This is a genomic window from Amycolatopsis alkalitolerans (assembly GCF_006152065.1).
Taxonomy (GTDB): domain Bacteria; phylum Actinomycetota; class Actinomycetes; order Mycobacteriales; family Pseudonocardiaceae; genus Amycolatopsis_E; species Amycolatopsis_E alkalitolerans.
On record NZ_VDFW01000032.1, the window covers coordinates 25,817 to 39,073 of the forward strand.

Sequence of the window (13,257 nt, forward strand, 5' to 3'; positions counted from 1 at the left end):
ATCACTGCTCCTTCTTGAGGCTGGGGTGGAGGGCGACGACGAGCCGGTGCTTGCGCCCGCCCGCCGACTTCTCGTCGTGGTACTTCCCCACGAGGTTCTTCACGGTGTCGCCCAGTTCCTCGGCGAACGCGGCCCGTTCGGCCGCGGTGGCGAACCGGATCTCCGCGTCGATGCCATAGGTCGCCAGACGCTGCCTTGCGGCTGTGGCGCCGGTGATGAGCTCCCCGATCTCCCGCACGAGGCGGGCGGCCAGTGCGAGCAGCCACCGCGCCGAAAGCTGGTCCGGCGCGCGATCGGGGTCGGGGGCGACGTCGGCCATCGCGGTCGGGGAGATGACGTACGAGGCCGCGGTCGCCCGCATGACCCGCTCGGTGACATTCCCCTTCTTGCGCTCTTCGACCAGTTCGATCAGCCCGTGCCGCTCGAGCGCCCGCAGGTGGTAGTTGACCTTCTGCCGGGCGAGCCCGACCCGCGCGGCGAGCGTGGTGGCCGAGCCGGGTTCGGCGAGCGCCGCCAGCAGCTTCCGGCGGACCGGATCGAGCGAGACCTCGGCGGCGGCCGGATCTTCGATCACTGCGACTTCGAGCATGGCTCCACCGTCACACCGACAACTAAATTTGTCAAGACAGAACTAGTAGTCGGTGCCGGGGTGGCCCCGGTGTCGCCGGTACTCGGATGGGCGCTAGTCTCTGCCCCCGAGTTGATCGAAACACACGGGCTTGACACGCTCGGTAGTTTTCACACTGGCAACAACCGCCCATTAGGGTGACGGCGTTTCCACTACGGCATCTCGTCGCGGGAGGCACCACGGTGCGCATCCGAAGCACTCAGGTCAGGCGTTTCAGCACGTACGCGCTGCGCGCCGCTACGGTCCTGCTGGCCTTCCTGGCCAGCGGTGCCGGCGTGGCGAACGCCGCTGGCGACCAGATCGCGCCTGCCACCGAGACGATGTCCTTCGGCCTGCTCGGCCCGGTGGGCCTCGCCGCGGTCGTCCTCGGGGTCGTCGGTATGACCCTCGGCGTCATCCGCCAGCGCCGCAAGGCCGCTCAGGCGCACGCCGAGCCCGAGGTCTCCGCCGAGGAGTCGACCCGCCCGCTCACGCCATACCGGCGACCGACACTCTGATCTCGGCGAGCGTCCGCACCGCGACCGTCAGCCACAACCCCGCGAGCAGCACGTAGAGCACGACCGCGGCCGCCGCGAACAGGTCGGCGTGCGTGACCGACGCCAGCGCGCTCGTGCCGGTCACACAGGTGCCCAGCGGGAACGTGAAACTCCACCAGGTCAGGGAGAACTTCCCACCGGCCCGGATCACCACCGCGGCGGCGAGCACGAGCCAGAGCATCGCGAACCCCCAGGTCGGCACGCCGTAGATCACCCCGGCCAGCCGCCCGGCCGTGTCCGGCGCCTGGGCGCCCAGCAGGTTCGCCGCGGTGATCGACTGCCCGAGCGGGCCGAGCACGATCCACACCGTGGGCGCCAGGCCGGGCCCGCCCCGCACGAGCCGGTGCCAGATCAACGGCAGCAGCGCCAGCGTCGCGAACAGGCTTATGCCGAACAGCGCGTAACACCCGAGCAGCATCGTCAGCCGCGCCTGGCCGGCCGGCAGGGACGGGATCAGCGCGGCGCCGGTCGCGGCGGAGACCATCGGCGGCACGACCGGCATCAGCCACCCGCCGAACGGCTCGCTGTCCTCGACCTGGCTCATGGCCATCCGGAACGGCAGGGCGACGGCCGTCACCAGGCCCAGCGCCGTGCCCGCCGTCCACAGCGTCCATGCCACGGCGAAGGCCGGGCCCGGCCCGATCCAGTCGCGGCCCAGCGCGAGCGCGCCCGCCCCGACGGTGAGCAGGGCCATCGGCGGCGCGCCCCAGAAGTGCGCCAGCACGGGGTGGCGCAGGTGGGCGAGCTGGCCGGACGGGTTGCGCCACCACTCGCGGACCATCACCACGCACAGCACCATGAGCCACACCGCCGCGCCCGCCCAGACGACCGTCGCGGCGGAACGCAGTCCGGGTGGATGCACGGGCAGCGCCGGCACGGCGTTCGCCACGATGCCGGTGCCCATCACGGAGGCGAACCAGTTCGGGGTGGTGCCCGCACGGGGCAGCGAAGGAGTCGTGAACACCCTTACACGTTCGGGCCATCTCGAGGGGACCGGTAGCGGGACAACGCCGATGAGCTCATAGCCTGGGGTTATGCCGCTGCCGTTACGCGTTGCCGAGCTGACCGGTTTCGACCTGCTCCTGTCAGTGGCGAAGCTCGGCGGGATCGGGGCGGCCGCGCGCGCCCACGGCATTTCCCAGCCCGCCGCGAGTGCCCGGATCCAGCAGCTGGAAGCCCGGGTCGGGGTCGCGCTCGTGGAACGTTCGCCGCGCGGTTCGCGGCTGAGCGAAGCGGGCGCGCTGGTCGCCGACTGGGCCCGGCCCGTGGTCGAAGCCGCGGCGGATCTCGAGGCGGGTATCGCCGCGCTGCGGGGCAAGCGCGACACGCATCTGCACGTCGCGGCCAGCCTCACGGTCGCGGAGTACCTGCTGCCGAAGTGGCTGGCCGCGCTGCGGACGGTGAGCCCGGCGACGGCGGTCGCCCTGACCTCCGGCAACTCGAGCGAGGTCGCGCACCAGGTGCTCAGCGGCGAAGCGGATCTCGGGTTCGTCGAGGGGCCGGAGCTGCCGAGTGGCCTGCACGCCGAGACCCTGACGATGGACGAACTCGAACTCGTGGTCTCGCCCGCGCATCCGTGGGCGCGGCGGCGGCGCCGGATCCGGCCCGAGCAGCTGGCCTCGACCCCGTTGGTCAGTCGTGAACGGGGCTCAGGGACCAGGCGGGCGCTGGAGCTGGCGCTCGCCCCGCACCGGCTTGCGGACCCGATGCTCGAGCTCTCCTCGACCACCGCGATCAAGGCCGCGGTGATGGAGGGCATCGCGCCCGCGGTGCTCGGCGCGCGCACGGTCGCGACGGAGCTGGCTTCGGGCACGCTGGTCGCCGTCGAGGTCGTGGGCGCGGACCTGCGCAGGGCGCTGCGGGTCGTCTGGCCCGCCAGCCAGACGTTGCGCGGCCCCGCGGCGGACCTCGCCGCCATCGCCGCTCGCGGCGCCTGAAACAATCGGGACGTGTCCAGCGCTGACGAAACCGCTCAGGAAACCCCGGCCCGGCTGCGCGTGCTGTCCGGCATCCAGCCGACCGCGGACTCGTTCCATCTCGGCAACTACCTCGGCGCGCTGCGCCAGTGGGTGCTGCTGCAGGAAACGCACGAGACCTACTACATGGTCGTCGACCTGCATGCGATCACGGTCGAGCAGGACCCGAAGGTGCTGCGGCAGCGCACCCGCGTCTCGGCGGCCCAGTTGCTCGCGCTCGGGGTCGATCCCGACCGCAGCGCGCTGTTCGTGCAGAGTCACGTGCCCGAGCACGCCCAGCTGTCGTGGGTGCTCGAATGCCAGACCGGGTTCGGTGAGGCCAGCCGGATGACGCAGTTCAAGGACAAGGCCGCCAGGCAGGGCACCGAGCACGCGAGTGTCGGCCTGTTCACCTACCCGATCCTGCAGGCCGCGGACATCCTGGTCTACCAGGCGAACGAGGTGCCGGTCGGGGAGGATCAGCGCCAGCACCTCGAGCTCTCGCGCAATCTCGCGCAGCGGTTCAACCGCCGCTACGGCAAGACGTTCACCGTGCCGGAGCCGCATATCGTCAAGGACACGGCCAAGATCTACGACCTGCAGGACCCGGCGGCGAAGATGAGCAAGTCGGCGTCCTCGCCCAACGGACTGATCGAACTGCTCGAGGACCCGAAGCGGTCGGCGAAGAAGATCCGGTCCGCGGTCACCGACACCGGCCGCGAGATCGCGTTCGATCCGGAGGGGAAGGCGGGGGTGTCGAACCTGCTGACGATCCATTCGGCGCTGTCGGGGCAGAGCATTCCCGAGCTCGAAGCCGCGTATGAGGGCAAGGGTTACGGGGACCTCAAGAAAGATGTCGCCGAAGTGCTCGTCGAGTTCGTCACTCCTTTTCAGGATCGGGTGCGGTCCTATTTGGACGACATCGCCGAGCTCGACAAGGTGCTGGCGCGCGGGGCGGAACGGGCGCGGGCGGTCGCGGCGGAGACCCTTTCCCTCGTCTATGACCGGATCGGTTTCCTGCCGGTCGTACGGTAAAGTCGTTTTTACCGTTTTCCCGGGAAACCCTCATCTGATTCACAGCAAAAACTCGCCTTTTCTCAGTCGCCTTTCAGCATCAGCGGCGAAGCTTTCGCCGCTGGTTCTCGAGGCGCAGAGAGAAGGTCGCCGTGCTGGGCAGGCTTCGCAGGAAGAGACGGTGGGTGTACGCCACCGTCGCCGTGGTCGTCTTGGCGGCCGCGGGGGTCACGGTCTGGGTGGTCACGCGGCCCGCGGCCGCCCAGTCGTACCGGCTGGTCGCGGCGAGCACCACCACGCTCAAGCAGACCGTGTCGTCCTCCGGCACGATCGAACCCGCGCAGCGCAGTGATCTGAACTTCGGCGTCTCCGGCCAGGTGACCGCGGTGAACGTAACCGTCGGCCAGCAGGTCACCGCGGGTCAGCAGTTGGCGACCGTGCAGTCGGCTTCGCTTTCGGCGAGTGTCGCGCAGGCGAACTCGGCCGTCGCCTCGGATCAGTCGAAGCTCTCCGCCGACCAGTCGAACGGTGCGTCCTCCGCGCAGGTCTCCGCGGACCAGGCATCGCTCACCGCCGCGCAGAACCAGCTCGCCAACGCCCAGGCGGCGTTGGCGGAGGCGACGATGACCTCGCCGATCGCGGGCACCGTCGCGGCGGTGAACCTGACGGTGGGACAACAGGTTTCGGCCGGCGGCTCGGGCAGCCAGAGCAGCTCGTCCGCCGCCTCCAGCACGGACTCGAGCGGGCAGTCCGGCAGGCAGGGCAGCAGTGCGCCCTCGTCCTCCTCTTCGTCGTCTTCTTCGTCGAGTTCGAGCACCGCGCAGATCGTCATCATTTCCGCGGGTTCCTACGTGGTCAACGCGAGCGTGGACGACACCGAGATCGGCCAGATCAAGACCGGCGACCAGGCGGTCATCACCCCCGACGGTTCGACGACCCCGGTCTACGGCACGGTCACGACGGTCGCGGTGATGGCCGACGGTTCGTCGTCGGTGCCCAGCTATCCGATCACGATCGGGGTGACCGGCAGCCCGGCCGGGCTGTTCGCGGGGGCGAACGCGACCGTCGCGATCGTGGTGAAGCAGTTGAACGACGTGCTCGCGGTTCCCGCGGCCGCCGTGCACTACGACGGCGGGCAGGCCGCGGTCTACGAACTCGTCGGCGGCAAGCAGACCAGCAAGACTGTCCAGCTAGGACAGTCCTCTGGCGGCATGGTCCAGGTCGTGAATGGACTGTCCGAAGGGGAGCAGGTGCTGGTCGCCACACCCGCGGGCGGCACCGGCGGCGCGGCGCGTTCCGGCGGGACCGGTGGGCGCCCTGGCGGGTTCGGCGGCGGCGGTGTGCGCATCGGCGGCGGCGGTTTCGGCGGCGGCAAGGCGGGCGGGTTCGGCGGATGAACATGCCCGTCATCGATATCCGGAACGTGCGCAAGGTCTACTCGACCGGGGTGGTGGAAGTCGAGGCGCTGCGCGGGGTTTCGCTCCGCGTGTCCGAAGGCGAGTATGTCGCCGTCATGGGCCCGTCCGGCTCGGGAAAATCAACGCTGATGCATATCCTCGGCTGCCTGGACACGCTCAGCTCGGGAAGCTATGTGCTGGCGGGCGAGGACGTGAGCGGACTGTCCGAACTGGACCTCGCGGCGATCCGTAACCGCCGGATCGGCTTCGTGTTCCAGCAGTTCAACCTGTTGGCCGGGCTTTCGGCCTGGCGCAACGTCGAACTTCCGCTGTGCTACGCCGGAGTGAAGCGCGCCGAGCGCAAGGCGCGGGCGATCGAGTTGCTGCACCGGGTCGGCCTTGGCGACCGTGTCGAGCATCGGCCGAACGAACTGTCCGGCGGCCAGCAGTCACGGGTCGCGCTGGCCCGCGCGCTGGTGAACCGGCCGTCGATGGTGCTCGCCGACGAGCCCACCGGCGCGCTCGACTCGGCGGCCACGGCCGACGTGCTGTCGGTGTTCCGCGAACTCAACGACGCCGGCCACACCATCGTGCTGATCACGCACGAGGAGGAGGTCGCCGAACACACCGACCGGGTCGTGCGGCTGCGCGACGGGCTCGTCGAGTCCGACACGGGGGTGTTCGTGTGAGCTGGCTGGAGACGTTGCGGACGAGCCTCGAAGCGATCCGGGCGCACCGGTTGCGGTCGGGGCTGACGATGCTGGGCATCCTGATCGGGATCGCCGCGGTGATCCTGACCGTCGGGCTCGGCGAAGGCGCGCAGGCCCAGATCGCGTCCGCGATCAACTCGCTCGGCACGAACCTGCTCGTGGTATCGCCGGGCAGCAGCACGAGCAGCACCACCGGCGTTCGCGGCGGCCTCGGTTCGGCGACCACGCTGACCGACCAGGACGCGAACGCCCTCGCCGCGCCCGGTGTGGCGCCGGATATCGCCGCCGTCGCCCCCACGACGAGCCGGAGCACCTCGCTCGCCGCCGGTTCGTCGACGTGGACGACGTCGGTCGTCGGCACGACTCCGGCCTGGCTCGGCGTCCGGGCTCGCACCGTGGACCAGGGCCGCTTCCTCACGAGCGCGGACGAAACGAGTGAAGCCGCGGTCACCGTGCTCGGTCCGAGTACGGCCGAGGAACTGTTCGGCACCACCGATGCGGTGGGGCGCACGGTGACGATCGGCACCATTCCCTTCCAGGTCGTCGGGGTGCTGGCCTCCGCGGGCACCTCGGCCGCGCAGGATCAGGACGATCAGGCCGTCGTGCCGATCAGCACCGCGGCGGACCGGCTCATCGGCGGCAGCACGCGGACGTCGGTACAGCAGATCTACCTGGAAGCGTCCACTTCGGACACCCTGTCGGCGGCGTACCAGGAGGCGAACCAGGAACTGCTGGCCATGCACCACATCACGAACCCGACCGCGGCCGACTTCACCATCGCGAGCCAGCAGTCCCTGCTGACGACGGCGAGTTCGGTGAGCCAGACGCTCACCCTGCTGCTCGGCGGCGTCGCGGCCATTTCCTTGCTGGTGGGCGGGATCGGGGTGATGAACATCATGCTCGTCTCGGTGACCGAGCGGATCCGCGAGATCGGGCTGCGCAAGGCGGTCGGCGCGAGCCCGGTGGTGATCCGGCGCCAGTTCATGGTCGAGGCCTCGGCACTCGGGCTCGCCGGCGGTCTGCTCGGCGTGTTGCTGGGCATCGCCGGCGCGCTCGTGCTGCCCCATCTGGTGTCCATCCCGATCGTCATCTCCCCGGCGGCCACGGTGATCGCGATCCTCACCGCGATCGCGATCGGCCTCGTCTTCGGCGTCTACCCGGCCGGCCGGGCCGCCCGGCTCGCCCCGATCGACGCCCTGCGCAGCGAATAACGAAGGGAAGGACCATGATCCGACGTACGGTGCTCGCGGCGGCGGGTGGCGTTCTCGCGCTGACGCTCGCCGCGTGCGGCTCGTCCGGCAACACCGTGGCTCCCGCGGCCCCCGCTCCGGCTTCGGGGGCGAAAAGCGCGCCTCGCGGGCCCGCCGCCTCCGGCACGATCGCCGCGGTCGCCGCGTCCAGCATCGAGGTGCAGAACCCGAGCAACGGCCAGGTGACGGTGAAGTTCTCCGGCAGCACCACGTTCACCGACCGGATTCCCGCCGCGCTGTCCGACGTCACGGCCGGTTCGTGCGTGGTGGTCACCGGGACCGGAACGCCGGTGGCCGCGAAGACCGTCGAGATCAGCACGGCTGCGAACGGCACCTGCGCTCCCGGTGGCGTGGGCATGCGGCCCGGGAACGGTGGCACCAGGCCGTCGCGCCTGTCCGGTGCGGCGAGGCCTTCGGGCGCCGCGCGCGGCGCGTTCGGCAAGGTGACCGCGGTCAGCGGCACGGGATTCACCGTCGAGCAGGACAACCGGCAGACCGGCGCGACCACGACCGTCCAGGTGACCGTCGATTCGGCCACCACGTACACGAAGAGCAGCGCGGCGAACTCCAGTGCGCTCAAGGTGGGCGAATGCGCGATCGCGACCGGCCAGGCCGACGACACCGGCGCGGTGGCGGCTAAAACGATCTCGGTGAGCCAGGCGGGGCCGAACGGTTGCCAGACCTTCGGTGGCCGCGTTCGGACCGGAGGCGGGAATGGCTAAGCGCACCAGACAGGTCATCACCGTCGGCGGAGCGGTCGTCGTGGTCATCGCCGGCGCGGTCATCTGGGCGACGTCGGCGTCTTCCTCGCCGGGATACCGCACCGCGACGGCCGGGCCCGCCTCCGTCACCGCGACCTTGGACACGACGGGCACCATCGAACCCGTCCAGAACGCCACGGTTTCGTTCCCGTCCGGCGGTCAGGTCGCCTCGGTGCCGGTCGCGGTCGGGCAGCAAGTGAGCGCGGGGCAGACGCTCGCGCAACTGGACACGACCTCGCTGCAGAACCAGGTCGCTTCCGCGCAGTCCACATTGGCGTCGGCGCAGGCGAAGCTCGCGGCGGATCAGTCCGGCCAGGCGTCGTCGTCTTCGGGCGGGCGCGCCACGCCGGCGCTGTACGTGACGGCTTCGTCGGCGCCCTCGGATCTCGAAGCGGAGCAGAACGCCGTGATCTCCGCGCAGCACCAGGTCGATCTGGACCTGACCGCGGCGTCGGCGGCGGTCGCGGCGCAGAAGAAGGCATGCCAGGCGATCGTCGACCCGGCCCCGCAGCAGGATTCGCAGCAGCAGGATCAGAAGCAGCAGAGCCCGAGCCAGAGCGACGTCGACGCGTGCACGACCGCGATCCAGCAGGCGCAGGACGCGCAGCACACGACCGCCACCGACGAGCAGAAGCTCGCCGACGCCGAGAATGCGCTTTCCGAGACGCTGGCGAAGAACGCCGCCGCGCAGCGGACCGAGCCGGCCCCGCCTTCTTCTTCTGGCAAGACACCTTCGAGCCAGATACCTTCGAGCAAGAGTCCTTCGAGCCAAAACCTTCCTAGCAAGAGTTCGACGGGCAAGAGTTCGGCGGGCGGTGGAACGAGCAGCGGGCCGGCGTCGGCCGAACAACTGGCCGCGGATCAGGCGGCGATCGACTCGGCGAACGCGCAGGTCGCCGTCGCGCAGCAGAGCCTGGCCGCGGCGACGCTGGTCAGCCCGATCGCGGGCACCGTGGGGCAGATCGACTTCACCCAGGGACAGGCGGCGTCCACGGCACAGCACATCGTGGTGTTCGGGCCGGGTTCGAACCAGGTGACCACCGCCGTGAGCGACACGCAGGCCGGGCAGATCAAGCCGGGCCAGCAGGTGAGCGTGACCCCGGACGGCAGCGGCAAGCCGATCAACGGGCAGGTCACCTCGATCGGCCTGCTCGCGAGCACCACCTCGTCCGGCTCGCCGAGCTATCCCGTGACGATCTCGCTGCCGTCGGGCGGGGACCTCTTCCCGGGTGCGACGGCCGCCGTCTCCATCGTCACGAGCACCGCGAACGCGGCTGTGACCGTGCCGACCTCCGCGGTGCACCGGGTGGGTGCAAACGCTTTCGTGACAACCCTTTCCGGCGGGAAGACGCTGGAGAAGCGGGTCACGGCCGGGGTCGTCGGCGCGTCCGTCACCCAGATCGAGGCGGGGCTGAACGCGGGCGAACAGGTCGTGCTGGCGGACCTGAGTGCCCCGCTGCCGACGAGCGGCACGACGGGGCCGCGAGGCTTCGGCGGCGGAAGGGCGGTGCCGCGGCGCGCGGGATGATCCACAGTGGACGTTTTCGGCATGCGAGCTGAGCTGGGCGTGGTTACTGTCAGTCCGTGGCGGACGAGAAACAAAGACTTATCCCGCGGCTGCGCCGGAAGTACCCCTGGCTCGATCACGTGTTCCTGGCCAACGAGGCGTTCGGCGAGCGCTACGGCAACCATTACGCCGCCGCGATCACCTACTTCAGCGTGCTGTCCCTGTTCCCGCTGCTGATGGTCGGGTTCTCGGTGGCCGGGTTCGTGCTCGCCGGCAACGAGACCGCGCTCAACCACCTGCGCGACAGCATCGTGTCGTCCGCGCCGCAAGGGCTCGGCGGGCTGTTCTCCACCCTCGTCACGGCGGCGCTCGCCGCGCGTGGCGGTACCGGGATCCTCGGTCTTGCCCTCGCGTTCTACTCCGGGATCGGCTGGATGACGAACCTGCGGGACGCGCTGACCGCCCAATGGGGGCAGGAGAAGAAGAAGCTCCCGCTCGTGTCCACCACGCTCAAGGACCTCGCCTCTCTCGTCGGCCTCGGGCTCGCGCTCGCGGTGTCGTTCGGGCTCACCGCCGTCGGCGGCGGCGTCGGGAAGACGCTGCTGCACCTGGTGGGGCTCGACGGTCAGCAGTGGGCACTGGTGCTGCTCACGATCGCGACGGTCGTGCTGTCGCTGCTGGCGAACATGCTGGTGTTCCTCTGGGTGCTCTCGCGTTTGCCCCGCGAGAAGGTCGGCGTCCGCAGCGCCGTGAAGGGTGCGGCGATCGCCGCGGTCGGATTCGAGATCCTCAAGCAGGTCGCGAGCGTGTACCTGGCCAGCGTGACGAGTTCGCCCAGCGGCGCCGTCTTCGGGCCGATCATCGGTCTGCTGGTGTTCGCGAACCTCGTCTCGCGCTTCCTGCTGTTCGTCACCGCGTGGACGGCCACGGCGCGGGAGAACCTCGTCACGGTCGTCCGTGAGCCCCCGCCGGCCGTCATCCGCCCGGCGGTGACCGTCCGCCGCGGGGCGGGGCCGGGTGCCGTCGCGGGGGCGTTCGGCGCGGGCGCGATGCTGGCCTGGCTGGGCCGGAAGCGGCGCTGACCTACCTCGTGCGGCGCCAGGGCTTCAGGAGCGCGAAGCCGGCCACGATGAGCAAGGCCACGACGAGTGTCACGATCCATCCGGTCGTGCCGAACACGTCTCGCTGCATGCTCGCACTGGACGCGGTCGCCTTGCTCGGCGCCGCCGCGGACTCCGCCTGGCTCGGCTGCCGTACGACCGGTTGCACGAGCTGACCAACCGAAGCCGTTTTCGGCTGGGCGAAGCCGTAGTCGAGCAGCTCCGCCGCTTGGTGGACGACCAGCGTCGGCCGCTGTTCCGCGCGCATCATGACGACCGCGAGCCGCCTGCCGTCACGGGCGGCGCCGCCCACGTAGGTGTGCCGGGCATCGTCGGTGAAGCCGGTCTTGCCGCCGAGGAAACCGGGATACGCGCCCAGCAGCTTGTTGTCGTTGACGATGCCGAACGCCGGTTTGCCCGGCTCGTCCGGCATCTGGTAGCCCTTCGTCCCGACGGCGGCGGCGAACTCGGGCTTCTTCATCGCAGCGTGGAAAACCAGGCTCAGGTCGTACGCCGAGGTGGACATGCCCGGCCCGTCGAGGCCGGACGGGGTGGCCGCCCGCGTGTCCTTCGCGCCGAGCGACGCGGCCATCGCGTTCATCTTGGCGACGGCGACCGGCACCCCGCCGAGCGCCGTCGCGAACGCGTGCGCCACGTCGTTGCCCGAATGCATCAACAGCCCGTGCAGCAACTGGTCGACGGTGTACGTGCCGCCCGCGACGAGGCCGACACAGGTGCATTCCTGGTGCGCGTCCTCGTCGGTGGGGTGGATCACGTCGTCCGGCTTGAGCTCGTCGAGCACCACCAGTGCCAGCAGCGTCTTGATGAGCGACGCCGGCCGCTCGCGCGCGTGCGGGTCCTTCGCGGCGATCACCGCGCCGGTGTCGAGATCCTGGACCACCCACGACGCCGCGGTCGTCTCGGGCGGTGCGGCCGCGCCCGCCGGGTACACCGTGCCGCACTCGCCCATTCGCGGGCCGCCGACCGGTTGCGTCGGAACCGGGAGCGGGGGCGGTGCGGGCTGGCCGGGCGCCGGCCGCTCGGAGGTGTCCACGGGCGGGGGCGGGGCCTGCCGGTCCGGGCAGGACGGTGCCGCCGACGCCGGGCCGGCAGCGCACAGCAGGCCGGACAAAAAGAGCAGCACGACACCAAGCAACCGGGCAACACGCACCGGACGAGAGTAGTTCACCACCGGGCAGGGATCGGGTGAAGAGCGGGCAACCGATCGGGGGATACTTCAGGCCATGTCTCGACGTGTTGCGCTGTTCCTGCTGCTGTTCGGCGTGTGGTCCTGGATCATCTGGATCACCTTCGTGAAGAACCTGTGGGCGAGCGATCAGTCCTGGGCCCCGGACGGTTCGGCGACCGGGTTCTTCGTGGTGCACCTGATCCTGGCCATCGTGTCCTTCGCATTGGGCACGATCATCGGCGTGATCGGCTGGCGTGGCCTGCGCGCCCGCCGCCCCGCCGAACGGGAGCCGACGCCGGCCCCTTGACGCACCGTGCCGCCGCGGCTGGGGCAACCGTTGCCTCCGGCCGAGCACCGACAGGACTTCGGCGTCGTTCCTGGCGGCAGCTGCTGGGGTCCGGCCGAAAAGCCGGACCCCTTCCCGTCGGAGACCTCAGACGCGCTTGAACAGCAGCGCGCGCTTGACCTCCTGGATCGCCTTCGTCACCTGGATGCCGCGCGGGCAGGCGTCGGTGCAGTTGAAGGTCGTGCGGCAGCGCCACACGCCTTCGGCGTCGTTGAGGATGTCCAGCCGCTCTTCGGAACCCTCGTCGCGCGAGTCGAAGATGAACCGGTGGGCGTTGACGATCGCGGCCGGGCCGAAGTATGAGCCGTCGTTCCAGTAGACCGGGCACGACGACGTGCAGCAGGCGCACAGGATGCATTTCGTGGTGTCGTCGAAGCGGTCCCGGTCGGCCTGCGACTGGATCCGCTCGCGCGTCGGCTCGTTGCCGTACGCGATGAGGTACGGCTTCACCTCGCGGTAGGCCTCGAAGAAGGGCTCCATGTCGACATAGAGGTCCTTCATCGTGGGCAGGCCCTTGATCGGCGCGATCGTGACGACCGTCTGCTTCCCCTCCTTCTCCAGGAGGTCCTTCACCAGCACCTTGCAGGCCAGCCGGTTGATCCCGTTGATCTGCATCGCGTCCGAACCGCAGATGCCGTGCGCGCACGAACGCCGGAACGACAGCGTGCCGTCCACGTAGTTCTTGATGCTCATCAGCACGTTCAGCACGCGGTCGGTCGGCAGCGCCGGGACGTCGTAGGACTCCCAGTGCGCCTCCTCGTCGACCTCCGGGTTGAACCGGAGGATCTTCATCGTGATGGTGACCGAGCCCTCCGGGGCGGGCACCTGGGACGTGTCGTGGGCGGGTTCCGCAACCGCTGTCAT

At 70.1% G+C, this 13,257-nt stretch carries 14 protein-coding genes; 10 read left to right on the forward strand and 4 right to left on the reverse strand.

The window, feature by feature from the left end:
* Window position 1: 1 nt before the first annotated feature.
* Window positions 2-589 (reverse strand): ArsR/SmtB family transcription factor, encoded by a 588-nt coding sequence (locus FG385_RS27510; protein ID WP_139099700.1) that lies wholly within the window; start codon window positions 587-589, stop codon window positions 2-4.
* 221 nt (window positions 590-810) lie between these two features.
* Here FG385_RS27510 and FG385_RS27515 point away from each other — a divergent pair, with 221 nt between their 5' ends.
* Window positions 811-1,125, forward strand: a complete 315-nt coding sequence (locus FG385_RS27515) for a hypothetical protein (protein ID WP_407645553.1) — start codon at window positions 811-813, stop codon at window positions 1,123-1,125.
* On the opposite strand, the gene FG385_RS27520 is transcribed toward FG385_RS27515, so the two are convergent.
* Window positions 1,097-2,128 (reverse strand): TDT family transporter, encoded by a 1,032-nt coding sequence (locus FG385_RS27520; protein WP_235022827.1) that lies wholly within the window; start codon window positions 2,126-2,128, stop codon window positions 1,097-1,099. The two genes, FG385_RS27515 and FG385_RS27520, sit on opposite strands and share 29 nt — an antisense overlap.
* Before the next feature lie 70 nt (window positions 2,129-2,198).
* On the opposite strand from FG385_RS27520, the gene FG385_RS27525 reads away from it, so the two are divergent.
* From FG385_RS27525 to yhjD, 8 genes are all read left to right on the forward strand, one after another.
* A complete protein-coding gene (locus FG385_RS27525; protein ID WP_235022828.1) occupies window positions 2,199-3,101 on the forward strand; it encodes a LysR family transcriptional regulator in 903 nt (300 codons plus the stop codon).
* 12 nt (window positions 3,102-3,113) lie between these two features.
* Entirely contained in the window at window positions 3,114-4,154 is a 1,041-nt protein-coding gene (gene trpS, locus FG385_RS27530) for a tryptophan--tRNA ligase (protein ID WP_235022829.1), read from the forward strand.
* A 164-nt stretch (window positions 4,155-4,318) separates the two neighbouring features.
* On the forward strand, window positions 4,319-5,530 hold the full coding sequence (locus FG385_RS27535) for an efflux RND transporter periplasmic adaptor subunit (protein ID WP_200834682.1): 1,212 nt from the start codon (window positions 4,319-4,321) through the stop codon (window positions 5,528-5,530).
* A gap of 2 nt (window positions 5,531-5,532) precedes the next feature.
* A complete protein-coding gene (locus FG385_RS27540; RefSeq protein WP_407645555.1) occupies window positions 5,533-6,219 on the forward strand; it encodes an ABC transporter ATP-binding protein in 687 nt (228 codons plus the stop codon).
* On the forward strand, window positions 6,216-7,451 hold the full coding sequence (locus tag FG385_RS27545) for an ABC transporter permease (RefSeq protein WP_139099704.1): 1,236 nt from the start codon (window positions 6,216-6,218) through the stop codon (window positions 7,449-7,451). Before FG385_RS27540 ends, FG385_RS27545 begins: the two co-directional genes overlap by 4 nt.
* 14 nt (window positions 7,452-7,465) lie before the next feature.
* Entirely contained in the window at window positions 7,466-8,212 is a 747-nt protein-coding gene (locus tag FG385_RS27550) for a DUF5666 domain-containing protein (RefSeq protein ID WP_139099705.1), read from the forward strand.
* Window positions 8,205-9,779 (forward strand): efflux RND transporter periplasmic adaptor subunit, encoded by a 1,575-nt coding sequence (locus tag FG385_RS27555; protein ID WP_139099706.1) that lies wholly within the window; start codon window positions 8,205-8,207, stop codon window positions 9,777-9,779. Before FG385_RS27550 ends, FG385_RS27555 begins: the two co-directional genes overlap by 8 nt.
* Window positions 9,780-9,835: 56 nt before the next feature.
* The gene (gene yhjD / locus FG385_RS27560) at window positions 9,836-10,840 is read left to right on the forward strand and encodes an inner membrane protein YhjD (protein ID WP_139099707.1); all 1,005 of its coding nucleotides are present in this window, start codon (window positions 9,836-9,838) and stop codon (window positions 10,838-10,840) included.
* A 1-nt stretch (window position 10,841) separates the two neighbouring features.
* Here yhjD and FG385_RS27565 read toward each other — a convergent pair whose 3' ends face one another.
* Window positions 10,842-12,029, reverse strand: a complete 1,188-nt coding sequence (locus FG385_RS27565) for a D-alanyl-D-alanine carboxypeptidase family protein (RefSeq protein WP_139099708.1) — start codon at window positions 12,027-12,029, stop codon at window positions 10,842-10,844.
* 73 nt (window positions 12,030-12,102) lie between these two features.
* On the opposite strand from FG385_RS27565, the gene FG385_RS27570 reads away from it, so the two are divergent.
* Entirely contained in the window at window positions 12,103-12,354 is a 252-nt protein-coding gene (locus FG385_RS27570) for an SCO4848 family membrane protein (protein ID WP_139099709.1), read from the forward strand.
* Between the two features lie 126 nt (window positions 12,355-12,480).
* Here FG385_RS27570 and FG385_RS27575 read toward each other — a convergent pair whose 3' ends face one another.
* The gene (locus tag FG385_RS27575; RefSeq protein ID WP_139099710.1) at window positions 12,481-13,257 is read right to left on the reverse strand and encodes a succinate dehydrogenase iron-sulfur subunit; all 777 of its coding nucleotides are present in this window, start codon (window positions 13,255-13,257) and stop codon (window positions 12,481-12,483) included.